At 63.3% G+C, this 22,439-nt stretch carries 28 protein-coding genes; 11 read left to right on the forward strand and 17 right to left on the reverse strand.

Annotated elements, in window-relative coordinates; all coding sequences use genetic code 11:
* Nucleotides 1-313: 313 nt before the first annotated feature.
* A complete protein-coding gene (locus IT350_14155) occupies nucleotides 314-1,942 on the reverse strand; it encodes an SUMF1/EgtB/PvdO family nonheme iron enzyme (protein MCC6159188.1) in 1,629 nt (542 codons plus the stop codon).
* 107 nt (nucleotides 1,943-2,049) lie between these two features.
* Nucleotides 2,050-2,433 (reverse strand): hypothetical protein, encoded by a 384-nt coding sequence (locus tag IT350_14160; GenBank protein MCC6159189.1) that lies wholly within the window; start codon nucleotides 2,431-2,433, stop codon nucleotides 2,050-2,052.
* Between the two features lie 116 nt (nucleotides 2,434-2,549).
* On the opposite strand from IT350_14160, the gene hemW reads away from it, so the two are divergent.
* The gene (gene hemW / locus IT350_14165; protein ID MCC6159190.1) at nucleotides 2,550-3,710 is read left to right on the forward strand and encodes a radical SAM family heme chaperone HemW; all 1,161 of its coding nucleotides are present in this window, start codon (nucleotides 2,550-2,552) and stop codon (nucleotides 3,708-3,710) included.
* A gap of 12 nt (nucleotides 3,711-3,722) precedes the next feature.
* On the opposite strand, the gene IT350_14170 is transcribed toward hemW, so the two are convergent.
* Both IT350_14170 and IT350_14175 read right to left on the reverse strand, forming a co-directional pair.
* Complete coding sequence (locus IT350_14170) at nucleotides 3,723-4,019, reverse strand: hypothetical protein (GenBank protein ID MCC6159191.1); 297 nt, start codon at nucleotides 4,017-4,019, stop codon at nucleotides 3,723-3,725.
* A gap of 27 nt (nucleotides 4,020-4,046) precedes the next feature.
* Entirely contained in the window at nucleotides 4,047-5,348 is a 1,302-nt protein-coding gene (locus IT350_14175; protein MCC6159192.1) for a peptide MFS transporter, read from the reverse strand.
* A gap of 223 nt (nucleotides 5,349-5,571) precedes the next feature.
* On the opposite strand from IT350_14175, the gene IT350_14180 reads away from it, so the two are divergent.
* From IT350_14180 to IT350_14210, 7 genes are all read left to right on the forward strand, one after another.
* Nucleotides 5,572-6,459 (forward strand): RluA family pseudouridine synthase, encoded by an 888-nt coding sequence (locus IT350_14180; protein MCC6159193.1) that lies wholly within the window; start codon nucleotides 5,572-5,574, stop codon nucleotides 6,457-6,459.
* Between the two features lie 67 nt (nucleotides 6,460-6,526).
* Entirely contained in the window at nucleotides 6,527-6,916 is a 390-nt protein-coding gene (locus IT350_14185; GenBank protein ID MCC6159194.1) for a hypothetical protein, read from the forward strand.
* A gap of 72 nt (nucleotides 6,917-6,988) precedes the next feature.
* Nucleotides 6,989-7,528, forward strand: a complete 540-nt coding sequence (locus IT350_14190; protein MCC6159195.1) for a hypothetical protein — start codon at nucleotides 6,989-6,991, stop codon at nucleotides 7,526-7,528.
* Between the two features lie 171 nt (nucleotides 7,529-7,699).
* Nucleotides 7,700-8,434 carry a molybdate ABC transporter substrate-binding protein gene (modA, locus tag IT350_14195; GenBank protein ID MCC6159196.1) on the forward strand — a complete coding sequence of 245 codons (735 nt, stop codon included), beginning with the start codon at nucleotides 7,700-7,702 and terminating at the stop codon, nucleotides 8,432-8,434.
* Between the two features lie 7 nt (nucleotides 8,435-8,441).
* Nucleotides 8,442-9,122, forward strand: coding sequence for a molybdate ABC transporter permease subunit (gene modB / locus IT350_14200; protein MCC6159197.1), 681 nt, complete (start codon nucleotides 8,442-8,444; stop codon nucleotides 9,120-9,122).
* Nucleotides 9,089-10,183: a molybdenum ABC transporter ATP-binding protein gene (modC, locus tag IT350_14205; GenBank protein MCC6159198.1), complete on the forward strand. Its 1,095-nt coding sequence runs from the start codon at nucleotides 9,089-9,091 to the stop codon at nucleotides 10,181-10,183. Before modB ends, modC begins: the two co-directional genes overlap by 34 nt.
* 148 nt (nucleotides 10,184-10,331) lie before the next feature.
* Complete coding sequence (locus IT350_14210) at nucleotides 10,332-11,336, forward strand: lysophospholipid acyltransferase family protein (GenBank protein ID MCC6159199.1); 1,005 nt, start codon at nucleotides 10,332-10,334, stop codon at nucleotides 11,334-11,336.
* Here the strand turns inward: IT350_14210 and IT350_14215 are convergent.
* From IT350_14215 to IT350_14260, 10 genes are all read right to left on the reverse strand, one after another.
* Nucleotides 11,324-12,115, reverse strand: coding sequence for a hypothetical protein (locus IT350_14215; GenBank protein MCC6159200.1), 792 nt, complete (start codon nucleotides 12,113-12,115; stop codon nucleotides 11,324-11,326). The genes IT350_14210 and IT350_14215 overlap by 13 nt on opposite strands.
* 254 nt (nucleotides 12,116-12,369) lie before the next feature.
* Nucleotides 12,370-13,569 (reverse strand): hypothetical protein, encoded by a 1,200-nt coding sequence (locus IT350_14220; GenBank protein ID MCC6159201.1) that lies wholly within the window; start codon nucleotides 13,567-13,569, stop codon nucleotides 12,370-12,372.
* A 40-nt stretch (nucleotides 13,570-13,609) separates the two neighbouring features.
* Nucleotides 13,610-14,161, reverse strand: a complete 552-nt coding sequence (locus tag IT350_14225; GenBank protein ID MCC6159202.1) for an FMN-binding protein — start codon at nucleotides 14,159-14,161, stop codon at nucleotides 13,610-13,612.
* Nucleotides 14,158-14,682, reverse strand: coding sequence for a hypothetical protein (locus IT350_14230; protein ID MCC6159203.1), 525 nt, complete (start codon nucleotides 14,680-14,682; stop codon nucleotides 14,158-14,160). Before IT350_14230 ends, IT350_14225 begins: the two co-directional genes overlap by 4 nt.
* 160 nt (nucleotides 14,683-14,842) lie before the next feature.
* Nucleotides 14,843-15,043, reverse strand: a complete 201-nt coding sequence (locus tag IT350_14235; GenBank protein ID MCC6159204.1) for a hypothetical protein — start codon at nucleotides 15,041-15,043, stop codon at nucleotides 14,843-14,845.
* Nucleotides 15,040-17,202, reverse strand: a complete 2,163-nt coding sequence (gene feoB / locus IT350_14240; protein ID MCC6159205.1) for a ferrous iron transport protein B — start codon at nucleotides 17,200-17,202, stop codon at nucleotides 15,040-15,042. The genes IT350_14235 and feoB overlap by 4 nt, the downstream gene beginning before the upstream one ends.
* A gap of 6 nt (nucleotides 17,203-17,208) precedes the next feature.
* Nucleotides 17,209-17,475 (reverse strand): ferrous iron transport protein A, encoded by a 267-nt coding sequence (locus IT350_14245; protein ID MCC6159206.1) that lies wholly within the window; start codon nucleotides 17,473-17,475, stop codon nucleotides 17,209-17,211.
* Nucleotide 17,476: 1 nt separating this feature from the next.
* A complete protein-coding gene (locus IT350_14250; GenBank protein MCC6159207.1) occupies nucleotides 17,477-18,253 on the reverse strand; it encodes a FeoA domain-containing protein in 777 nt (258 codons plus the stop codon).
* A 64-nt stretch (nucleotides 18,254-18,317) separates the two neighbouring features.
* Nucleotides 18,318-18,515, reverse strand: a complete 198-nt coding sequence (locus IT350_14255; protein MCC6159208.1) for a Com family DNA-binding transcriptional regulator — start codon at nucleotides 18,513-18,515, stop codon at nucleotides 18,318-18,320.
* Nucleotides 18,509-18,925: a transcriptional repressor gene (locus IT350_14260; protein MCC6159209.1), complete on the reverse strand. Its 417-nt coding sequence runs from the start codon at nucleotides 18,923-18,925 to the stop codon at nucleotides 18,509-18,511. Before IT350_14260 ends, IT350_14255 begins: the two co-directional genes overlap by 7 nt.
* Before the next feature lie 277 nt (nucleotides 18,926-19,202).
* Here IT350_14260 and IT350_14265 point away from each other — a divergent pair, with 277 nt between their 5' ends.
* The 3 genes from IT350_14265 to IT350_14275 all read left to right on the forward strand — a co-directional run bounded on the left by IT350_14265 (nucleotide 19,203) and on the right by IT350_14275 (nucleotide 21,221).
* Complete coding sequence (locus IT350_14265) at nucleotides 19,203-19,415, forward strand: type II toxin-antitoxin system HicB family antitoxin (protein ID MCC6159210.1); 213 nt, start codon at nucleotides 19,203-19,205, stop codon at nucleotides 19,413-19,415.
* Complete coding sequence (locus IT350_14270) at nucleotides 19,408-19,635, forward strand: type II toxin-antitoxin system HicA family toxin (GenBank protein ID MCC6159211.1); 228 nt, start codon at nucleotides 19,408-19,410, stop codon at nucleotides 19,633-19,635. Before IT350_14265 ends, IT350_14270 begins: the two co-directional genes overlap by 8 nt.
* A 77-nt stretch (nucleotides 19,636-19,712) precedes the next feature.
* The gene (locus IT350_14275) at nucleotides 19,713-21,221 is read left to right on the forward strand and encodes a hypothetical protein (GenBank protein MCC6159212.1); all 1,509 of its coding nucleotides are present in this window, start codon (nucleotides 19,713-19,715) and stop codon (nucleotides 21,219-21,221) included.
* Nucleotides 21,222-21,435: 214 nt separating this feature from the next.
* Here the strand turns inward: IT350_14275 and IT350_14280 are convergent, their stop codons facing one another.
* The 3 genes from IT350_14280 to IT350_14290 form a co-directional block, all read right to left on the reverse strand.
* Nucleotides 21,436-21,870: a hypothetical protein gene (locus IT350_14280; GenBank protein MCC6159213.1), complete on the reverse strand. Its 435-nt coding sequence runs from the start codon at nucleotides 21,868-21,870 to the stop codon at nucleotides 21,436-21,438.
* Nucleotide 21,871: 1 nt separating this feature from the next.
* Nucleotides 21,872-22,243 (reverse strand): hypothetical protein, encoded by a 372-nt coding sequence (locus IT350_14285; GenBank protein ID MCC6159214.1) that lies wholly within the window; start codon nucleotides 22,241-22,243, stop codon nucleotides 21,872-21,874.
* 15 nt (nucleotides 22,244-22,258) lie between these two features.
* Nucleotides 22,259-22,439, reverse strand: a 181-nt coding sequence (locus tag IT350_14290; GenBank protein MCC6159215.1) for a hypothetical protein, incomplete at its 5' end; no start/stop codon positions are given.

The following is a 22,439-nucleotide window of genomic DNA, read 5'->3' on the forward strand; positions in this document are numbered from 1 at the left end:
CCGCTCTTCAGCCGCTGATGACGACAATGACGCCAAGGGCAAGCGACACAAAGAAAAGTGCCGATCCCCACACATACATGGAGATCCTTCCACTCCGAAACCCACGCTCGAATGCATATGCGCGTCCGCGCACGACCGGCGCCGTCATCCCGCACCCCCCAAATCGGTGCTCAAGTTGGCGTTCCAGGCGATGCAGACGCACCGCCGCCCAAGCTCACGGACGCACCCCGTCAGACGCCCATGTGGTGCGGAGTATAATCGCGCTGGAGAGAATGTCCAGAGTTAATTCAGAATATAGAACCAAGAGGGGTTTTCAGGCAGATTCGACGTCCTGAACGCACCGAAACCCGATCAGCGGGCTCTGCTCGGCGGGGGATGTACGCAGACGTGTGGCGACCGTTACGACCGAAATGTCGTCGAGATAACATCCGCCCTTCAACAAGGGCTCGGCGCGGTCCGGGTCGACGGTCCATTCACAGGCGTTCCCCATCAGGTCTTCACACCCGACCGGCGAGGCTCCTTCGGGATGCGCGTCAACGTGATCGAGGCAACCTCGATCCGCATCGAAGTGGGCGCGCGCCGGATCGGGATCTTCGCCCCAGGGATACCTTCTCGACGAACCGCCGGTCGCGGCCTTCTCCCACTCGAGTGCGGACGGAAGGCGTTTTCCGGCCCATTTGGCGAAGGCCTGCGCCTGATGAAACGTCACCGAGGTCACGGGATATCGGTCCGTCCCGTGGATGCTTCGCCCGTCGATCCAGTCGGGCGGAGGCTCGATGCCGGTCGCCTCGACGAACCTTCGATACATCTCGTTCGTCACGGGGTAGCGGTCGATCCGGAACGGGCGAAGCTCAATCGCTCGTCCATTCGCGTTGATCGGGAACAATCCGCCGTCGACGCCAACCGTCTCGATCGACGCGATGACAGGCCGGCCCGCGCCGACCTCGACCGCATCGAGCGCGGTGTATTCCGGGATCACGGGGAGCGGCACGAGACCGGGAACACCCTCGAGCTCCACCTCGTCGAGTTCCACGTCGAGGAAAGCGTTCTTTTTCGGATCGAACTCGGGGACTTGTTCGTCGAGCGGCGCCCGTCCGCCGAAGCGCGCGCCCTCCGCAGCCTTGGGTTCCTCTTTTTCCGCAACGGCCTCGGGGGATTCCGGCGCGGACTCGGGGGACGGCTTCGGCGGTTCCGGTTCTTGCTCCACCGTTTCGGCAGCGGGCTTCACGAAGTCCGGCCTGGGACGCGGAGGGGGCGTCGGGGTATCGTCGACATTCGGCGCCTGCGCCGCGATCGGCGGTGTTTTGACCGGACGTGGGGGCGCAGGCGATGCGTTTTCCCGCGCGGCGTCGGCCGGTTTAGCGGACGGCGCGGGGCGCGGCGCGGCGGCGCGCGGTTTCGGCGAGGTGGGCCCGGTTTCCGGCGACGCGGCCGCCGGTCCCGGCTTCATCGCTCGCGGGGAATCATCCGGTTTGGGAGGTGGAGGCACGGCGGCGGGCTTTGCCGCGGGCTTCGGCGGAGCTTTGGTCGCCGGCTTTTCCGGTTCGACGGGGACTTCCGGGCGAACAACCGGCGGGGGCGTGGCCGGGATCGGGTCGAAGACATAGCCGCAATAAATGCAGAACAGCGCGGCCTCGTCGATCTTGTGAAAGCACTCGGGGCATTTTTTGAGCGTGCGGTTCACGCGATTGACGGGCAGGACGACGGGATCGGCCTTTTTTCCAGGTGTTTCGGGGACCGGATTTCGGACAAGCGGTTTTTTATAGATTTCGGTGTCGATCTTGATGTCGAGGATCGATCCGCAGTGCGTGCAAAATGACGAGCCCGGCGTGCGCGGTTGTCCGCACTCCGAGCACAAATTGGACAGGTCCTTGCGACAACGGCGACACGTCTTCGCCGTCGCGAAGTTGGGATGTCCGCAATAAGGGCACGTGAGCGCCATGGCGGGATGTGTTCCCTCGGGTTATTTCCAGAGTGTTTATAGGCAAGGATGCCCGCGTTCACAAGCCATCCCACCGGCTGCGCCCGCCGGAAGTCGCCGACAGGGTCTCAGGATCGTTCGGCACCCACGTCGGCGTGAGCGAGAGCGAGGCCCCCGCGAAGCTGGTGAAGGTTTTCGGCGATCAGATCGGCCATTCGGCGAAACATGACCGGCGATCGATCGGCCTCGGCCCCGTGCATCTGGGCGATGGCGCCCGCGATATTGCGCGACACGATTTCGCTTCCGGGCCAGGAGTTCCAGAACTCGCCATCCCAGCACGACGAGAGATATTCACACGACTGCAACTGACCGCGCCACGCCTCGCGAACCACCGCCGCCGCCCCGCAGTAATCGCGCGCGAACAAAAACGAGTCCAGATCCGCCAGCCGGCCCTGCGCCGCTTCGAGTCGCCGACGGCACTCTCCGAGTCGTTCCGGGGATTCGATGTCCATACGGTCTCATACTACATCTAGTCATTGAGGGTCAATCTGTGGACAACATATAGTAGGGCTGTGGAACACCGGTCCGAGCTGTGGACAGATCGCGTCGCGTCGCGAAGATGGACGTCATGTTCGATTCCCCCGACACCGTCGCCGTCTACGTCCACATCCCGTGGTGCGCGAGCAAGTGCTGGTACTGCGATTTCAACAGCCACGCGCACGCCACGCCGCCCGAGCGCGAATACACCGACGCCCTGCTCGCGGAGTGGCGCGCCCGGCTCGATGAAGCAGGCGGACCGGTCGCGTCCATCTATTTCGGCGGCGGCACGCCGTCTTCGTTCTCTCCCGACGCCATCGCCCGCGTGATCCGCGCCCTTCGCGCCGACGCCGACGTCGTCGACGACGTCGAGATCACGCTCGAAGCGAATCCGGGCACGGTCGATTCCGCGCGCATCGCCGGATTCGCCGAAGCGGGCGTAAACCGCATCTCGCTCGGCGTGCAGAGTCTCGACCCCGACGTGCTCGTGAAGCTGGGCCGCCGCCACTCGCCCGAAGATGTCATCCGCGCCGCCCTCGCCGTTCGCGCGGCGAACGTCACCAATTTCAACCTTGATTTGATGTTCGGCATTCCGGAACGCCCTGCCGGACGCCTCGAGCGCGATCTCGACGAACTGCTCGCGCTCGATTCGCCGCACGTTTCCGCCTACTGCCTGACGATCTACGACGACACGCACCTGGGCCGCGAACGGCGTCGCGGGCGGCGCGCCGAGATGGGCGAGGACGACGCCTCGGACGAGTTCGCCCGTGTGTGCGAGCGTTTGGAGGCTTCGGGACGCCCGCAATACGAGATCGCGAACTTCGGCAGACCGGGCTTCGAGTCACGGCACAACACGCACTACTGGCTGCGCGGGCGATACATCGGTCTCGGCGCGGGGGCGTACTCGTTTTTCCACGCCCCCGGAGATCCGACCGGGGTGCGTTTCGAGAATGAAAAGTCGCCGGAAAGTTACATGGATCGCATCGGCGAAACCTTGTCCGCCCGCGTGTGGGAAGAGCGATTGACCATGGATCAGGCGCTGGGCGAGGCGATGTTTCTGGGCCTGCGACGCATCGCGGGGATCGATCCGGCGAAGATCGCGGAGCGCTACGGCGTCGATCCGCGCGAGCGGTTTCGATCGGAACTGACGGAACTAGGCGAGCGCGGATGGATCACCGACGACGGCGCGTCGATCAGTCTCACGCGCGAAGGGCTGTTTGTGTCCGACGAAGTCTTCTGCCGATTCGTCTGACGCGCTCGGCGGTCAAGGTGTCTTCGGCCGACACGCCTTGACCTGCTCCGCCAGGCGATGCGCGCGATTCGCGTGTCCCAACGCGGTCGAATCGTCCCGCCGCTCAAATGCCTCGCGCATCAGACGCAATTCATCCTCGGCCTCCCGGCCCAGCTCGGGGCAGTGAACGAGGGTGGCCGAGAAACGCAGGTCATTCACGGCCTGCGTCGCGGAGGCCATGGCCGCGATGGGCCGGGCCGTGGCGCAACCGACGATGGCGATGCCGACCATCAACACCACGGCGACCAGGATGCAGCTTCGCATCGGCACGACAAGCCCTCCGTCATTTCGTCGCGATCAGTGCACGCCGTGCATCCACTTGCGCAGCGGTTTCACGATCAGGAAGAGCAGCAACGCCGCGCCGCCCGACGTGGCGACTGGAATCATGAAGAAGGTCCCCTTGTTCATGGCGTCGTAGTTGCCCGCGAGCAGGCCGCCGACGAGATTGGCGAGAAAGCTCGACACGAACCACGTGCCCATGAGCAGCGATCCGAAGCGCGCCGGGGAGAGCTTGGTCACGAGCGACAGACCGATGGGCGAGAGGCACAGCTCGCCGACCGTGGCGAAGAAGTAGCTGCCGAGCAGCCACAGCAAGCCCACGCGTCCCATCGTCTTGTCCACGATGAGACCGGCGAAGACCATGATGACGAAACTGACCGCCAAAAACGCGAGACCCCACGCCATTTTCATCGGCGTGGACGGCTCGATGTTCGCTTTCGCCATGCGCACCCACACCATGGAGAACAGCGGCGCCATGACGAAGATGAGGAAGGGATTGACCGACTGGAACCAACTCGTCGGGAACTCCCAACCGAGCAACGGGATCATGCGGTCGGTGGAATGCTCGGCGAAGAGCGTGAGCGAGCTGCCCGCCTGTTCGAACGACATCCAGAAGAATAGCACGAAGAACACGAGGATGAAGATCACGGCGATGCGATGCTTCTCCTCGGTGGTCAGCGGCGTCTGATGGTGGTCTTTCGTCGGCTGGTACTCGGGGCGTAGTCCCGCGTCGCCCAGATAACGCTTCTGGCCCCACATGTAGAGCAGCAGGCCGGCGACCATGCCCACGCCCGCGGCGGCGAAGCCGAAGTGCCAGCCCACGCGCTCGCCCAGGGTGCCGCACACGAGCGGAGAAAAGAACGCGCCGAGGTTGATGCCCATGTAGAAGATCGTGAAACCGCCGTCGCGCCGCGGATCGTCCTTGCCGTAGAGCTTGCCGACGGTCGTCGAAATGTTCGGCTTGAAGAATCCATTGCCGAAGATCAGCAGCGTGAGGGCCGCATAGAAGAAAAACATCGACGAAAACGCCATGGAAAAGTGCCCGAGCGCCATGAGCGTTCCGCCGACGAGGATGCTCTTTCGCGCGCCCAAGTATCGGTCGGCGATGTATCCGCCCAGGAGCGGCGTCAGATATACGAGACCCGTGTACCAGCCGTAGACCGTGCCCGCCTTCTCGGTGCTGAACATCAACTCCTTCGTCATGTAGAGCACGAGCAGCGCCCGCATACCGTAGTACGAGAAACGCTCCCACATCTCGACGAAGAACAGGAGGTACAGTCCCTTGGGATGGCCGTTGCCGGCGAGCGCGACGGACGACATGGGCGGCCCCTTTCGCAAATGACGAAAATTCAGTTGGGGAACAGGGTCCGGCGGGGCGCGGCTCCCACCGATTGGGCATGTTTAGAGGGATTCGCCCGCGCACGCAAGGACGGTATCAGCGGCGGCGCGATCGCCCTCGCCGGCGGTGTCGCTTCGCCCGCGCGCTCACGTTCGCCACGACGTCGACCTTGCGCATTCGGCCCTCGGGGCCGATAAAAGGCGCATGCCGAAGACGATCACGGAAACGATCGACCGGGGAAACGTCGGCGTGCGTCTCGACGCCTTTGTGGCGCAGGCCGCGCGCGTGTCGCGGGCCGACGCCGTGCGGCGCATCGAGGCGGAGCTCGTGCGCGTCAACGGTGCGGTCGTGCCGAAAGGCCGCGTGCTGGAGCGCGGTGACGTGGTCATGATCGACGAGGCGGAGGCGACCGGTTGGCCTCGGCCGGATGTGCGTTATGAGGTCGTCTTCTCGGACGAGCGGTTGATCGTCGTGCACAAGCCTCCGGGCGTGCACACGGTCGAGGTTCCGGCGGGGGACGAGCGTGTGCTCGCCCGGGCGCTGGCTTTCGATCACCCCGACCTCATGGCGCTCGGTCCGCCCGACTACGGCGCGTGCCATCGGCTCGACGAAGGCACGTCCGGCGTGGTGATTTTCGCGCGCAGCGAGGACCTGTACGTCCGGGTCCGCGAATCATTTTCGAATCATCGCGCGGAGAAGACCTACTGGGCTCTTGTCGCCGGGTCGCCACGCGATGATTGGCGCGTCGACGTGCCCATCGGGCATCCGCGCCGCCGTGCCGACCATGTGGTGACCGAGGAAGGCCGCGGGCTCGTGCCGGCGTCCACCGCGTTTCGCGCAATCCGCCGATATGACCGCTGTGCGCTGGTCGAGGCCGTCACGCGGACCGGTGCGCGTCATCAGATCCGCGCCCATCTCGCGCACTCGGGCTGCCCGATCGTCGGCGATCCGCTCTATGGCGGCCCGCCCGACGCCCGTCTGCGTCTCCATGCGAAAAACGTGTGTCTGCCGGACCCCGAAAACCGGACGCGGGAATTGCGGTTCGAGTGTCAGGCCGACGCAGGTTTTCTCGTCATTCCGGGTGTCGCGTAACGGCGTCGCGAAAAAAATCCTCGAAGCGCCGTTAAGACATTGCGTTGCGGGATGCGACCGATTTATCATGAGGATTCCACACAATTGGGGGACGACCATGGGCTTCTTCAAGGACATGAAGAACATGATGAACAACGCCAACACGCTCGTGAATTCCGCGCAGCAATACCAGAATCAAGCCGTCGCCCAGCAGCAGGCGGCGACGCAGCCGTACGACCCGAACGATCCGTCGTTCTCGCCCATCGAGGGCGTTTCGCTGGATCTCTACGCCGAAATCACCGCCGGATTGCTCAAGAACGGCGTCACGGGCATCGAGAACGTCACCAAATTCGCGGAGTCGAAGGGCGTGGCGGCGGGCGCGTGGACCGCGGTCCAGAACGGATGGGTTTCGCGCATGGGGCAGTCGCCCGCGGTGATGAATCGGTACGGCCACATCTACAACGCCTTTCTGAAATAGAACTCTGACCTGACCGCGCCCGGGGCCGCACGCCCCGGGCGCTTTTGCGCCACCACCAGCGCGGGGGGAGTCATGCGTTCGTTCGGCGGGATCGTGAATATCGGCGGCGGCGTGCTGATGACGATCATCGGCATCGTGCTGCTCGTGCTGGGCATTCTCGGGATCGGCGAGCGGCTCACGTTCATCATCGTGGGCGCGGCGTTCATCCCCGGCGGGCTGTTCATGGCGTGGATGGGCAAATGGATGATGGGGCTGTTCAAGGGCATGCCCGAACCGCCGAGCCTCGGCCAGTCGCTTCGCAGCGCGTCGGCGAGCATGAATGCCGCGTCGCAGATGCTCGCGGCCCAGACGCAGGCTCAGGCGCTCGGCGCTTCCGGAGTCGATGCGACGGCGCAGGTGATGGCCGTGCGCGACACCGGCACGCTCATCAACTACGACCCGGTCGTCGAGATGGACCTGCTGGTCACGCGCGGCGAAGCGCCACCCTACCCCGTCATGGGGCACCGTCAGATCGTCTCGAAGATCCTGATCGGTCGCCTCATCCCCGGCGCGTCATTCAAAGCCAAGGTCGATCCGGCAAACCCGAATCAGCTTCAGATCTCGTGGGTCTGAACGGCCGTTTGACAGGCCTCGGACGCGAAACCTAGTATCCGCCATCCGATCGATTCGCGATCAGCGGCCCTGTCGGGTCTTCAAAAACTCAATGGAGCGAACGTGGGCGCCACGAGATCCGTGCGTGCGTTTGTCATCTGTGCAGTGACGGGCACTCTGCTGACGTTGGGCATCGTCGCGGCTCGTGCCGGCGACGCCCAGAAGGTCACCATCGCTGCGGCGGCGGACCTCAAGTTCGCCATAGGGGACATGCTCGCCGAGTTCAAAAAGGCACAGCCGGGCTGCGCGGTCGAGGCGGTGTACGGCTCATCCGGCCAGTTCCACACACAGATCACGCAGGGTGCGCCGTTCGATCTTTTCTTCTCCGCCGATATTTCGTTTCCGAAGATGCTGGCGGAAAAGGGGCTTGCGGGCTCGGAGGTGAAACCCTATGCGGTCGGTCGTATTGTGCTGTGGAGCGTTGTGAAGGACGCGTCGAAGATGAAGCTCGCGGATCTCACCGATCCGTCGATCGCGCGCATCGCCATCGCCAATCCCAAACACGCGCCATACGGCCGGCGCGCCGAAGAGGCGCTGCGCGCGGCGGGAATATGGGACCAGATCGAATCGAAGCTCGTATACGGCGACAACATCGCGCACACGGCACAGCTCGTGGAATCGAAAAATGCGCAAGTCGGCATCATCGCCCTTTCCTTGGCGATGAGCCCCGCGCTCGCCAAACAGGGCGGCCACGCGCCGATCGACGAAACTCTCCACAAGCCGCTGGAGCAGGGTTTTGTCCTGACCAAACGAGCTGCAAAAAACGCGTGCGCGGCGAAGGTCAGCGACTTCATGGGCGAAAAAACCGCTCGCGACATCATGGTCCGCTACGGCTTCGCGTTGCCGGGGGAGAGCGCGGCGAAATGAACGTGCGATGCTGAGCACCGGCGACTGGCAGGCCATCTGGCTGACGGCGCGCCTCTCGGCGGTGGTGACTGCGATCCTGCTCGTTGTCGGCACGCCGCTCGCGTGGTGGCTCGCGCGCACGAAGCATTGGATGAAGGGTCCCGTCGGCGCGATCACTGCCATGCCGCTCGTGCTCCCGCCGTCGGTGCTCGGTTTCTACATGCTCGTGTCGATGGGTCCCGACGGGCCGATTGGGGCGCTCACAACGGCGCTGGGTCTCGGCCCGCTGCCGTTCACGTTTCCGGGGCTCGTCGTCGCGTCGGTTGTGTACTCGCTACCCTTCATGGTGCAGCCGCTTCAGTCGGCCTTCCACGCCATCGGCGACCGCCCACTCGAGGTCGCGGCCACGTTGCGGGCCTCACCGTTCGACGCGTTCTTCTCGGTCGTCATCCCCATGGCGCTGCCGGGCTACATCACCGCGACGATCATGACCTTTGCGCACACCGTCGGCGAGTTCGGCGTCGTGCTCATGGTCGGCGGCAATCTACCGGGCGTGACGCGCGTGGTATCGGTGCAGATTTTCGACCACGTGCAGGCGCTCGAATACGACGCCGCACACCGGCTCGCCGCCGTGATGCTCGCGTTCACGTTCGTCGTGTTGCTCGCGGTGTACGCGTGGCGACCGCGTGTGAAGAAGGGCGTGTCGTGAGTATCGAGGCGCGATTCCGGGTCGAATGGCCGGCGTTTACGCTCGACGTCGATCTCACGATTCCGTCGCGGGGGGTGAGCGCGCTGTTCGGTCACTCGGGGTCGGGCAAGACGACGCTGTTGCGATGCGTCGCGGGGCTGGAACGCCCGCATACCGGTCGCCTCGCGATCGATGGCGAAATCTGGCAGGACGGCGGGCGAGGCCTGCCCACGCACCGGCGTCCCATCGGCTACGTCTTTCAGGAGGCGAGCCTGTTTCCCCACCTGACCGTGATGGGCAATTTGCGTTACGGCGTCAAACGCGCGCCCGGTGCGAACGGCGTGAATCTCGACCACGTGATCGACCTGCTCGGCATCGGCCCGCTGCTCGAACGCAAGCCCGATCGCCTGTCCGGCGGCGAACGCCAGCGTGTCGGCATCGCACGGGCGTTGGCCGTGAGCCCGCGTGTTCTCCTGATGGACGAACCCCTCGCGTCGCTCGACGACCAGCGCAAGCAGGAGATTCTGCCCTACCTCGACCGGCTGCATGACGACCTGAAAATTCCGGTCATCTACGTCAGCCACTCGCTCGACGAACTCGCGCGGCTCGCGGACTACATGGTGTACATGAAGGATGGACAGGCCCTCGCGACCGGGCCGATCGGGAAGGTCGTCACCACGCTGGGCCTGCGTTTCGGTTTCGGCGGCGAGGCCGAATCGCTCATCGAGGCGACCGTCGCGGATCACGACGGCGATTACGCGTTGACTTATCTCGATTCACCGCTCGGCCGCGTGACCGTGCCGCGAAAGAACTTTTCATCTGGACACCCCGTGCGCCTGCGAATCTTCGCGCACGACGTGAGCATCACGCTCACGCGCGAGACCGACACGAGCATCCTGAACATCTTTCCCGTCACCGTCGAGGAAGTCATCGCGTACCGGGAGTCGCAGGCGCTGGTGAAGCTCGGCGCGGGCGGCGCGTCGGTCCTCTCGTGCATCACGACCAAATCCGCCGCGCTGCTCGATCTGCGTCCCGGGAAGTCGGTCTTCGCGCAGGTGAAGACCATCGCCACGCTCGCGTGAGGCGTTTGACAGGATTTCGTCTCGCCTCCTATGATTTCCGCGCCGTGTCCGGCGGAACAGACGCGGCCCGGCGGTGCGGAAGACCCGGACCGCGGCCATGACGGTTTGCGACGTTGAACACCGCCGCCAACGCCGGCCGCGGTGATGGATGATCGAACCGAACGAGCCCATCGTTCCCTCGCGTGTTTATCCGCTTCCCCTCGACCAGATCCGTGAACACGTCCGCGAACACGCCGAGGAAAAACCCGTGCGCGGCCATTTTGCCACGCGGGCGCTCATGGCGGTCATCACGGGCGTCATCCGCGCGCTGAGCTGGGAAGCCGCTTACACTCTGGGAGGCGCGATCGGTTCGGTTCTCTATCGGCTGCGCGTGCGGTGGGGCGTCGCGAAGGTCAACCTCGACATCGCCTTCGGCGAGAAGAAAACCGCGTCGGAGAAAGACGCGATCTACCGCGCGTCGCTGAAAAATCTCGGCCGGCAGATCGTCAACTACATCCGCATGCCGCTCATGGACGACCGATTCTGGGCGGAGAATTTCACGATCGAAAACGAGCACCTGTTGCGCGACGCTTACAATCAGGGGCGCGGCGTGGTGTTCATCTACATGCACTTCGGCCCCTGGGAGATGGCGGGCGGCAAGATCGGCCACTGCGGCTACCCGCTTTCGGTCGTCGCCAAGGCCATGAAAAACCCGGCGATCGATCGCTTCGTGATCGAGGCGCGCAACAGCATGTTGCTGGGGTCGATCAAGCACCGCGACGCCATGCCGCGCATCCTCGCGGGGCTGCGCAAGGGCGAGGGCATCGTGATGGTGATCGACCAGAACATGAAACGCAGCCAGGGTGTGTTCGTGGAATGGATGGGGCGCGTTGCGTCCACCGTGCGTTCCGCGTCGTGGCTCGCGCGCGAATCCGGCGCGCCGGTCATCACGGGCGTTGCGAGGCAAACGGGCCCGAAGAGCTTCGAGATGAAAATGCTGGATGAGATTCCGTGGCAGCCGCACCCCGATCCCGCGGAAGAACTCGTCGTCAACACGCAGAACTACGTGCGTGTGCTGGAGCGCGGCATCTACGCCATGCCCGAGGAATGGTTCTGGCTCAACCGCCGATGGAAGGTTCAGCCCGAGGGGATGCAGAGCCCTTACGGCTCCTGAGCCGCGCCCGGGATTGTTCCGACAAAGCCGATCGCGGCACCCCAAAAAAAGTCCTCATCACCGTGCGGCAGGTGCGCCGAGAATTCCGAGACCAACTCGATCCGGTCGTTCACGACGACGTTGTAGCCGAGCGCGAACTGGTGCGCCTCGACGCGGGGTTCGCCGAGAGCCGGGTTCTTGATCGCGGTCCGGTAGTATTCGAGCAGGATCTGGTGCCGCTCGGCAATCGTGACGTATGTGCCGAACGTGTGGTTCATCGTGCGGTTTGTTTCGTACTCGGTCTCGGCGTCCGGGTCGTCCGTTTCCTTCTCCTCGCCGGTGAACGACGCTTCGACGCGCGCGTAGAGCCCCCACAGCGCCTGATCGGGACGCAGATCGAAATTGAGTTCGAGCCCGGGCGTCGCGACGATTTCGCTCATCGCCTCGCCGTCAGCCGCGACGTCGCCGTACAGGTCGGCGTCGAAGTGGTCTGTTTCGAGCAGCGTGCCGAACAGCCCGAACGCCGCGCCGCTATGCCCCTCGGCCAGGTACGTGTTCGTCTCCACGCCGAAAGCGAGATAACCCGAGAACCGATCCAGGAGCCCGTACCCGAGGACCGTGTTCGCGCCGAGGGTTTGTTCGTCGCGGTCGAGGGCGAATCCCCCCGCGCCGATGTAGAACTCCGTATCGAACGCCCCTTCGTCGAAGGTCTCGATCGTGTCGGCGGCAAGGGACGATGTGGCGTAAACGATGGTTATGGCAATGGCGAGCGCGGACACACGGATGGCGCAACGAAACATGATGCACTCCCAAGGATGCGGAAGCTTCCGCGAAATCATCGGACCCCGCGTCACCGCTGGGACGATCCTTTGTTGGTTTCGTCACAAGGGTTCCGCACCTTGACCATTTCGCGCGGTGCGGTCCGAACCCCGCGCGAGGCTCTTGCATGAACTTCCACGAAAAAGGCCCGGCCGCGCTCTCGCGTACCGGGCTCCGGGTTTCTAAAACCTCCGGCCTCGGGGATCGCGTTGCGATCCCGCGGCGATTCATCGCGTCAGAACATCAGCCCCATGCCGACGTTGAACGATTTCACCGCCTCGGCGTCCTCCTCGTCGGTCGTGTCCCACTGTCCGTCCACCTTCAACGCAACCTGCGGAATCGGCTTGTAGGTCAGGCCCACGGTCAAAATCGAATGGGCGAATGCCTTGTTGGCTTCGTAATCGTCGGGCATGGCCGAATGCAGATTGATGCGCTCGTAGCGTCCGAAGACGATCGCCTGATGCCCCGTATCGAAGAACACCAGCGTGTTGAAACCGAGTTCGCCGAGCGCGCCCATGATCGATGCCGGAATCGCGCGCGTGTTGTCCCGCGTCGCCTCCTCCAGACCCTCGTCCTCGGCGGCTTGCGTCGCCTGCTCAGGCGTCAGCGCAAAGCCCAGTTCCTCGTTCATCTCCTCGGCCTTGGGGAAGCTCACCAGGCTGCCCTCGCCGCGCAGTTCGAATCCGAAGCCGACCAGCTTCAGGTCGCCCGACGCGATGGCGACAGGCCAGCCGAACGCACCGCGCTGATCCGAGCCGCCGTAGAAGCCGGATAGGCCGATGTTCGCGCCGGTCACAGGGGAAACGTCGAGTCGTCCCGACACGGCCATCGATTCGGCCTTGGCCTCGGCGACCTTCTGGCGCGTTTCGCGCAAACCCTTGGCGGGGTCGATCGCCTCGGCATCGAGCGACGACGTGGCGAGCACCTGATAACGCACGTGCGACCCGAGATCGCCGTGGATCTTGGCCCCGGCCTCCCACCACGTCGTGGGGATGACGACGTTGTGGAAGTAAGGCCGCTCGACGCCGTTGAACAGCGGCGGCTCGTGCCACTGATTGATGAGACCGAGCGGGATGAGCACGATGCCGGTTTGAACGCGAAATGCGGGATGCACCGATGCCTCGATGTATGCCTGCTCCAGCTCTACCTCGCCGGGTTGGCCTTCGCCCGCCAACACGTGTTCGATTTCCAATTCGGAACGGAAGCTCCAGATTCGGTCCCAGTCGTATCCGAAGAACAGCACGAACCGATGGAAGTCGATTTCGGCGGTTTCGCCTTCCTTGTTGTTGTAGTGAAGCTCGCCGTAACCGCCGAGCTGCACCTGTCCCCTTTCTTCGTCGTCTTTTTCCTCGGGCGGAAGATCCATGGCCGGCGCCTGCGCCATCGCGGGCGCCGCAAATACCAGTAAAGCCAGAACCATCATCAACACGCGCATGTTTGCATCCTCCATCAACCCGCGTCGCCGCGGCTTTGCGTTAATTCGCGGATCGGCGCCTGTACCGATCCACAATCCACAGGGCCCGCTTCACGCCGACGCACATCGCCCGGCTGGAAATCGTTGCCCCGCTGATGCCGTCGATGTCCGCCCCGAGCCGGATCGGCTCGGCGGATGTCTTGCCCGCGAACTGGCGAACGAACGGCTTTTCGCGCACCTGCCCTCCGACGTCCTCGCGATAGATCATGAGGGCGACCTCGCGCACCGCGCCGTCGTCGCCGACGTGCACGGCGAAGGTCATCGGGCGGTGCTTGCCCATCTCGTTGTCGATGAGGGCCCATCCCGCCGTATCGCCGCCGCCTTCGGCGAAATACACGATGTATTCGCGGCGCGGCGCGTCGTACCCGAGGCGCTCGCGAAACGCGGCGGCGTCCGCATCGTCGAGCGTGAACTTCGCGTGGCCGACCTTCGCCGATCCGGCGAAAAACCGCGCCAGCACCTGCTCGCGCGTCTCGTGGACGATCTCTCCCGCCCACGCCGAGTGCGTCGCGAGCAGCGCCGCGACGGCGATCCAGGCACGTCGCGTCGTCATCGCGGGCCTCCCTTCGCGAACCACAGTTCGTACAGGCAAGTCGCGATCATCGCGGCCGTGCTCGCGGTCAGCGCCATGCCGCTGACGGCGATCACCGTTCCGAATCCGTCGTGGACGAACCGCGTCAGCCACATGCCGGACAGGTCGGTGGCGATCGAGACGTAGGCGATCGCCGGAATCGCAACCGCCGCCGCACCGGGTGCGCGCGTTCGAAGGAAGAGACTCGCGACGAGGTAGACGACGACAGGAATCACAAAGAGATGCACGTGCGTGATCTCCACCATCTCGCGCAGCGTCAGCGCGAAATCGAGCGCCGAGCCGCCGCCCGCGAGCGCGGGATCGTCGGGAAACGCTGAATCGTCGCTAGGTGCGGGAGTGTCCGGTTCCGGCACAGCGGCCTCGCCGCCAATCAACGTCCCGGCCTTCCCCGAGTAATGCTCGGAGATGCCCTCCGGCAGTACGCCCGTTTCGCTGTGCACACGCCAGATCGAAAACGCGAAAGAGACGGCGACAAAGATCAAGAAACCCGTCTGGGAAACCCTCTGCGCCGTTGTTTGTTCACTCAATCGTCGTTCCACGAGTTTCGCTCCAAAGAAAAAAGCCCGCGAGCGCTTTCGCGCTCCGGGCTCCGGGTTTCGAGAACCTCCGGCCTCCGCCGAATTGTCGGTCTACTTTACTTGTCTACTTCGGTGTTCCCATTTCCACGAACGTCACGCGATTCGTTTCGGTCTTGCGCTCGCCGCAGCCGTCGCAGCCTGCGCACGCGTGTTGTTCGGCTTCCGACGTCGCCTCGCCCAGTTCACGCGCGAACCGGCGGATGAAGAGCCCCGCGGCAACGACCAAGATCGCCGCGGCGGTCGCGATTTCGAGATCGATGGTCATGCGAGCCCCGCGAATCGCCCGACCTGCACGATGGCGGCGGCCAGCACCCACGCCAGCACCAGACTGTAGGCGATCGAAAATCCCGTCCACTTCCACGAACCGGTTTCGCGTCGGATCGCGGCCACGGTACCCAAGCACGGTGTGTAGATCAGGATGAAGGTCATGAGCGCGAAGGCCGTCAGCGGCGTGAGGCCCGAATTGTTTTTCAGCTCCGAGCGAAGGCTCTCGGTGTTTTCGTCGGCCTCTCGGCTGACCTGATAGAGCACGCCGTACGTGGAGACCACGATTTCCTTCGCCACGAAACCCGTCAGGATCGCGACCGAGGTTTTCCAGTCGAAGCCCATCGGGGCGAATGCGGGCGCCAGCAGGTGCCCGATGCGCCCGATGAAACTCTGCTCGATGCGCTCGCCCTCGCGTCCGACTTCAAGCAGCGCGAGTTCGTCCGCCAGCGCCGCCTTTTCGGTCTCCGGCGCGGCGGCGATCCGAGTGTTCATCGCTTCGATCTGCGCGTTCCAGTCTCGCGACGGATTCGCGGCCTCGCGCGGGAACGCGGTCAGCACCCACACGGTCACGGAGCCGATCAGGATCACGCCGCCCATCTTCTTGATGAAGATCTTTCCCCGGTCCCACATGTGGATCATCGTGCTCTTGACGGTGGGCATGCGGTACGGCGGCAGTTCCATGACGAAGGGCGACGCCTCGCCCTTCAGCACCGTGCGCGACATCAGCTTGGCGATCGAGATCGCGAGCACGATGCCGAGCGCGTACATCGAAAAGATCATGTTGCCCGCCATGCTCGGGGCAAAAAAGGTTCCCGCCAGCAAAATGAAAACGGGCAGCCGCGCCGAGCACGACATCAGCGGATTGACGAGGATCGTGACGATGCGGTCGCGTTCGCTCTCCAGCGTGCGCGTGGCCATGACCGCGGGCACGTTGCACCCGAATCCCATCAGCATCGGGATGAACGCCTTGCCGTGCAGCCCCGCCAGACGCATCACGCGGTCCATCAGGAACGCGGCGCGCGCCATGTAACCCGAGTCCTCGATCAGGCTGATGCAGAAAAACAGGATCAGGATGTTGGGCAGAAAGATGGCCACAAACCCGACGCCGTTGATTGCGCCGTCCACGATCAGATCGCGGAAAAATCCCTCGCCGAGCAGCGACGTCACGGCCCCGCCGAGCGCCGCCACGCCCGCGTCGATCAGATCCATCGGGATCGAGCCGACGTTGAACGTGAGCTGGAACATCGCCCAGATCATGAAAAAGAACACCGGCAGCCCGAGCAGTTTGTGCGTGAGAATTTGATCAATCAGATCGGACATGTTCACGCGGTCGCGGATCGGCGGCTGGTAAATGCCCTTGAGCGCGCCGGAGATGAACCCGTAGCGCCGCTCGGTGATGACGATCTCCGGATCGGTCTTGAACATGTCGAACAGATGCGTGCGTACCTGCGCCGCCTTGTCGAGCAACGGTTGTGCGTCGCCGTTCGCCTTTTGGAGTGACTTGATGAGTTCGCGATCGTTTTCGAGCAGCTTGATCGCCGTCCATCGGGGCGCGTGGCCGTTCACGATCCGGTCGAAGCCTTTTTGCGCCCGGATTTCGCCGATGTGATCCTCGATCTCGTTACCGTAGGGAATGTGCACGTTTCGGCGCGTGGACTCCCGCGCCTCGATCACGCCGATCGCCGCGTCGATCAATTCGTCCACGCCCTTGCCCTTGGTGCCGATCGTCGGAACCGCCGGCGCGCCGAAGAGCTTCGAGAGCCGATCGACGTCGAGCTTCGCGCCTTCGCGCTCGAGCGCATCGAAGACATTGAGCGCCAGCACCAGCGGGCGCTCGAGTTCCAGAAGTTGGCTGGTGAGAAACAGGTTGCGTTCGAGATTCGACGCGTCCACCACCTGCACCACCACATCGGGTTTCGCCTCGAGCAGGTAGTTGCGCGCGACGATCTCCTCCATCGAATAAGGCGACAGGCTGTAGGTGCCCGGCAGATCGATCACGTTGACGGTGTATCCCTTGTGCGTGAAGCGCCCTTCTTTTTTCTCGACCGTGACGCCGGCCCAGTTGCCGACATATTGGTGTGCGCCGGTCATGGCGTTGAAGAGCGTCGTCTTGCCCGAGTTGGGATTGCCCGCGAGGGCGATGGTGATGTTTTTCATGATCGCCTATTCGTTCGCCGCGGCGTCGGCGGCTTCGACCGCCACGAGAGATGCTTCCTCGCGGCGCAGCGACACGTGGTAGCTCTTCACGACGAATTCGATCGGGTCGCGCAGCGGCGCGTACTTTTGCACGAACACCTCCGCGCCCGGCACGAAGCCCATCTCCATCAGACGCAGTCGAAACGCACCCTGCCCGCCCACCGCGACCACGCGGACGCGGTCGCCTTCGCGGCACTCCCGCAAGGTTTTCTCGCCCAAAGTCTTTTCGCTCATATCATGACTCCCGCGCCGCGCGACGGTCCGCCGGCGCGTGCTGAGATTTCGATGAAGATTTTCGGTCGAGCCCCGCCACCAGAATCTTGTGCGCGAGGTCCTGGCCGATCGCGAGGCGCGTTTCGCCGAGACGCACCGTGATCGCGCCGGAAAACGCGTTTTGAATCACCTCGATCTCGTCACCCTCGGAAAGCCCCATCGCCATCAGGCGGCACGCGGGACCTTTGTTGCAGGCGAGTTCCACGATTCGGGCGCGCTGCCCCGCGCCGAGCATGGTGAGCGGCATACGCGGTGGGCGCGGCGTCCTCGGCGGGGGCGCGACCGCGACGGCGAACTTTTTCTCGCGGCACGTTCCGCACACGCCTTCGATCCGTAGCGAGTGGCGCACGATCTCGAAACCGTGCATCTTCGCCACGTGCGTCTGTTCGCGTTCGATCGTCTCCGAAACGAACTCGACGACCGAACCGCACTCCACGCAGAACAGATGGTCGTGATGCGTGTGGCCGTAGATGTGCTCGAAATAGACCTCGCTGCGTTCATCGAGCGTGACCTTGCGGATGAGGCCCGAACGGATCAGGTGCGTGAGCAGACGCTCGAGTGTTTCGGTCGGCACTTCGCCGCCCAGCTTGAGCGCCATTTCGGGCAGCGTGAAATGATCGTGAATAGTGAAGACCTCGCGGCAGACGCGGGCCTGAAGATCCGTGAAGGGAATACCCCGCGACTCCAGATAGGTCCGGTAGACCTGTTCGGGGCTTTCGAGCGCAATCTGCATCGACATGCCGACCCTTTCATCGCCGGGCCCATCCGGCCCGATCGTCATCACCAACAGCGCAAACCCGAGGTCATACGCCGAACCACTCGCCTTTGTTCCGCCGCATTTCGCTCATCCGAATCCGAATCTCCGACTTGCAGCGAGCGCAGCGAATCACGAGTCGGTCGTTCTCCACGCGGGCGAGGAGCTTGTGGCAGTCCTCGCAGCGCAGGTCCTTGCCGGCTTCGGCACACGCGTTCAGTTCGCAATTTTTCAGGGGTTTCACCATGCGTCCACGTCCTGATCGGCCATGCGTTCGCGGCACGACGCGCAGATACCCCGCAGATCGAGTGTGTGACGGCGCAAACGGTATCCGTGTCGTGAAGCTTCCCCCGCCAAGAGGTCATGTAGCGACTCATTCTCGAATTCCACCACCTCCTGGCACATCTCGCAGGTCAGGTGGTCGTGATGGCGTCGCGACGTGGTGTTCTCGTAGACCTGTTCCTCGTTTCGACCGCGCACGGCGACCTCGAAGATCAGCCCGGCGTCCAGCAGCAGCGGAATCGTGCGATACACTGTCGCCCGTCCCATCGCGCTGTATTTGCTTTGAAGCCGGTTGACGAGTTCGGAGACGGTGAAGTGCGTGCCGTCGGGATTGGCGCACACTTCCTCGACGACCCGACGGCGTTCATCGGTCATCCGCAACCCCTGACGGGTGAGGAATGCCTGAAATTTCGCGGTTGGTTCGCCGTTGAGCATCTCGCCCACTCCCAGTCTCTTATTGAGACTGAATCTCTATTAGATGAATCGGCAGGTCTTGTCAAGAGGATTATGATCTACCGCAGGTTTTTGTTGGCGACGCCGCAAAGCGGCTTTTCGTCGAGGCGGGTCGAAGCTCCCCGTCGACCGCGCATCCGCTCTTCGCCTATTCCGTGCTATAAAGGCTCAATCGCATCGACACACGCGAGGAGACCGCATGGGAACGCGAACCTTGTCCGCCGTCGTTCACAGGGAAGGCGACCTGTTCGTCGCGTCGTGCCCGGAGATCGGAACCGTCAGCCAGGGGTCATCGATCGACGAGGCGCTGGAGAACCTGGCCGAGGCGACGGAACTTTATCTCGAAGAATTTCCGATCGAGACGCCGACGCGGGCGTTTCTGACAACCTTTGAAGTTCAGGAACATGCCTGAACTCCGTCAAATCTCCGGAGCGCAAACGATCGCCGCTCTTGAGAGACTGGGCTTCGTTTTCGCGAGGCAGCGTGAAAGCCACGTCATCATGAAAAAGCTGACGGCCGACGGAGCTGTCGGTTGCGTGGTCCCGATGCACAAACGGCTTGCCATCGGCACATTGCTCGGAATTCTCAAGCAGGCGGGAGTCGACAAGGACGAATTTCTGCGTCAACTCTGAGCACTGGGTTTCTCGCTGACACGACTTTTCCATATCCGCATTCTGGACCGCCCGTCGCCCCCGCCTATAATCCGTCCGTGACCCGGCACAACCCGCCAGCTTCATCGCTCCCCGAGGCATGGGCCGCGCTGCCGCTCGCCCTATTCGCGGCGAACGCGCTCGCCCATTGGGTCTACACGATGGACGACGCGTTCATCTTCCTGCGCTTCGGCGAAAACCTCGCGGCGGGAAACGGTTACGCATTCAACCCCGGGGAGACGCTCGAGGGCACCACATCGATCTTATGGACCCTTGTCGCGGCGCTGCTCGCCAAACTCGGTCTCGTCGGGCCCTCGCCGCTCAAGGCGATAGGGTTTCTCGCCGGGGCGGCGACCGTAATGGCCGTCTATTGGCGACCCCCGGGCGCGACGCGCGGCGTCGGCTCACTGGTCGCATCGCTGCTCCTCGCGGCGTACGTCCCTTTTGCGATTCTCTCGGTCTCGGGCATGGAGACGCCCCTCGCCGCGCTGTGCGTGCTGATGGGATGCGTGGGGACGCTGGCGGCCGAGGCGAGACGCCGCCGCGTCGGCGCGCTCTGGTTCGCCCTCGCCTTTCTCGCAAGGCCCGACGCGGCGATCTGGTGGGCGCTGCCGCTCGGCCTGTGGACTTTCGATATCATCCGTGCACGCGACGTGCGCTCGCGTGTCGAACCCATCGCCCTGCTCGTCGCGACGCTCGCCGCCGTCACCGCCTGGCGCTGGTTCACCTTCGGCGACGTCGTCCCCAATCCCGCACACATCAAGGCGTCGGTCTCGGCAGATACGCTCGCGAAAGGCATCGCCATGATGGGCGCTTGGCTTCGCGCGCAGGGCATGATCGTCGCGGTCGCCGCCGCGCTGATTGCCGCGGCCCTGCGCGCCGCGCCGCGCGCCCTCGCCCTCACGACGCTGCTCTTCGGCGCGTACCTCGTCGCGATCGGGCAGGAGAACATGAGCACGTTCTTCCGCTTCCACATGCCCGTCGCGCCGGTCGTCTTCTCCCTCGCGGGCGCGGGGGCGGCGAGGATGATCGCCGCGCGTCCGCGCGTGCGATTCGCCGTCGTCTCGGCCATCCTGGCCTTCGCGCTCGGCGGCGCGTGGACCTCGTGGCAGTACCTCACGAAACCGCTCGCCGAGTTTCAGCTCACGGTGACGCTGCCCGAGTACGGACACGGCGTGAACGAGACCTATCGCGCCTTCGGCGAGGAGCTCGCGCGCATCGCCCCGCCCGGTGCGCTCGTGGCGTCGATGGACGTCGGCGCGATCGGCTATGACGCGCGGCGACCAATTCTCGACCTCTACGGCCTCAACGACCGCGCCATCGCCGTCATCTTCGGCCAAATGAAACGCACGCCCGAGCGCGACACGCAGCGCGCGCTCTACCGCGCTTACGCCGATGAGGTCTTCGCACGCGCTCCCGATTATTTCGTGGATACCTGGATTCCCAAAATCATCCGCGACGACGAACGCTTCGCCCATTGCTACGCGCCCGTCGCGCTCTCGCGCGACTACGTATTCGATCCGCGCGCCGGGAATCGGGTGGGGTTGTTTCGACGGATGTGCCCTTAGTAACCGGCGCGACTCGCATTTTGCTTGCAAATGTCAGCGGAAGACGCTCGTTTTCGTAATCGAAATGCGCAAAGGCCGCGGCAGACCCGGCCCGCACTAATGAAGACCTTCGCTTGCTGATTTCCCACGAGGCCGGTGCCCCCCTAGAACTCCCCCGGAACTCTCCGGAACTCTGTGTCCACGGAACTACAGAACTCCCGCATACTTAAATTATTTACTCTTTAGGGCCCCTAAACTCATCCGAGAATCCTACTGTATATTCGCAATCTTGACCTCCGCGCGGCCATTCGGCATTCGAATACACACTATACATACAGTTCAATACTTTTAGAGAGACGTCTTTAGCTTCCCTTAATTGAATCTCGGTCGGTTTGTCGTGCGCAGTAAAAACAAGAACTTTAAAATCGGCATATCCAGTTTTTCTTTCTTTGTCCGGCGTACACACAAGATGGAGTCGAGCGATTTCCATCAACCGTGGGTCCGAAATAGACAAACACTTCAGTTCAGGTGATTGCGCATCCTGACCTGTATTCTCCTCTGCACGAGCTCTGGAGCCAAATTGGACCGCAATTAAAAATGACACAATTGCTATCGCGCATAACACCACGAGTATTGATTTTCGAACCAATTCGATCGAAATCCTCCTCATTTTAATACCTCCCGACAATTGGCTTTGTTGGACCCGGACTCGGACGCTTTTTCGCAAACCCGACCGTGCCATAACCACAGATCACAGTCCACTTGCCGGTTTTTTTGTCTTGTTCGGCTGCGCATGATGTCCCGTCGGGATTGTTCCAATATAGGGTTCCGTCGGGTCCTTCATAAACGCCTGTGCGAAAACCACCCGTGAAATTCCCCAAGTCCGGTTCCGGCTCGATGTTGCCAAAATCGTCATCAAATGTGAGATCGCCACCAAAAAACCCGGGGTCGATCTGATCGATTCGCTCCTGAATCTCGGTTGGCGCATCCAAGACATAACGAGAGCCATAACTGGCCGGAAAGACCGGACGATATTTGGCCATTTTATTCTCCCTCCACTACCGAATGATCGAAGAGGTGTTGGAATCGTCGATCACGAACTGGTTTCGTCTCGGCACCGTCACGATCCACTGGTTATTGATCGGCATTGCGAAGCCGATCGCCTGCGCGCCGAGCAGCATCGAGCCCGATTCGAGCGAAACGCCGAAGTACTCGTCGTTTTTGAAGAGACCTGGGTTC

It is taken from the genome of Deltaproteobacteria bacterium, from assembly GCA_020845895.1.
Lineage (GTDB): Bacteria > Lernaellota > Lernaellaia > JACKCT01 > JACKCT01 > JADLEX01.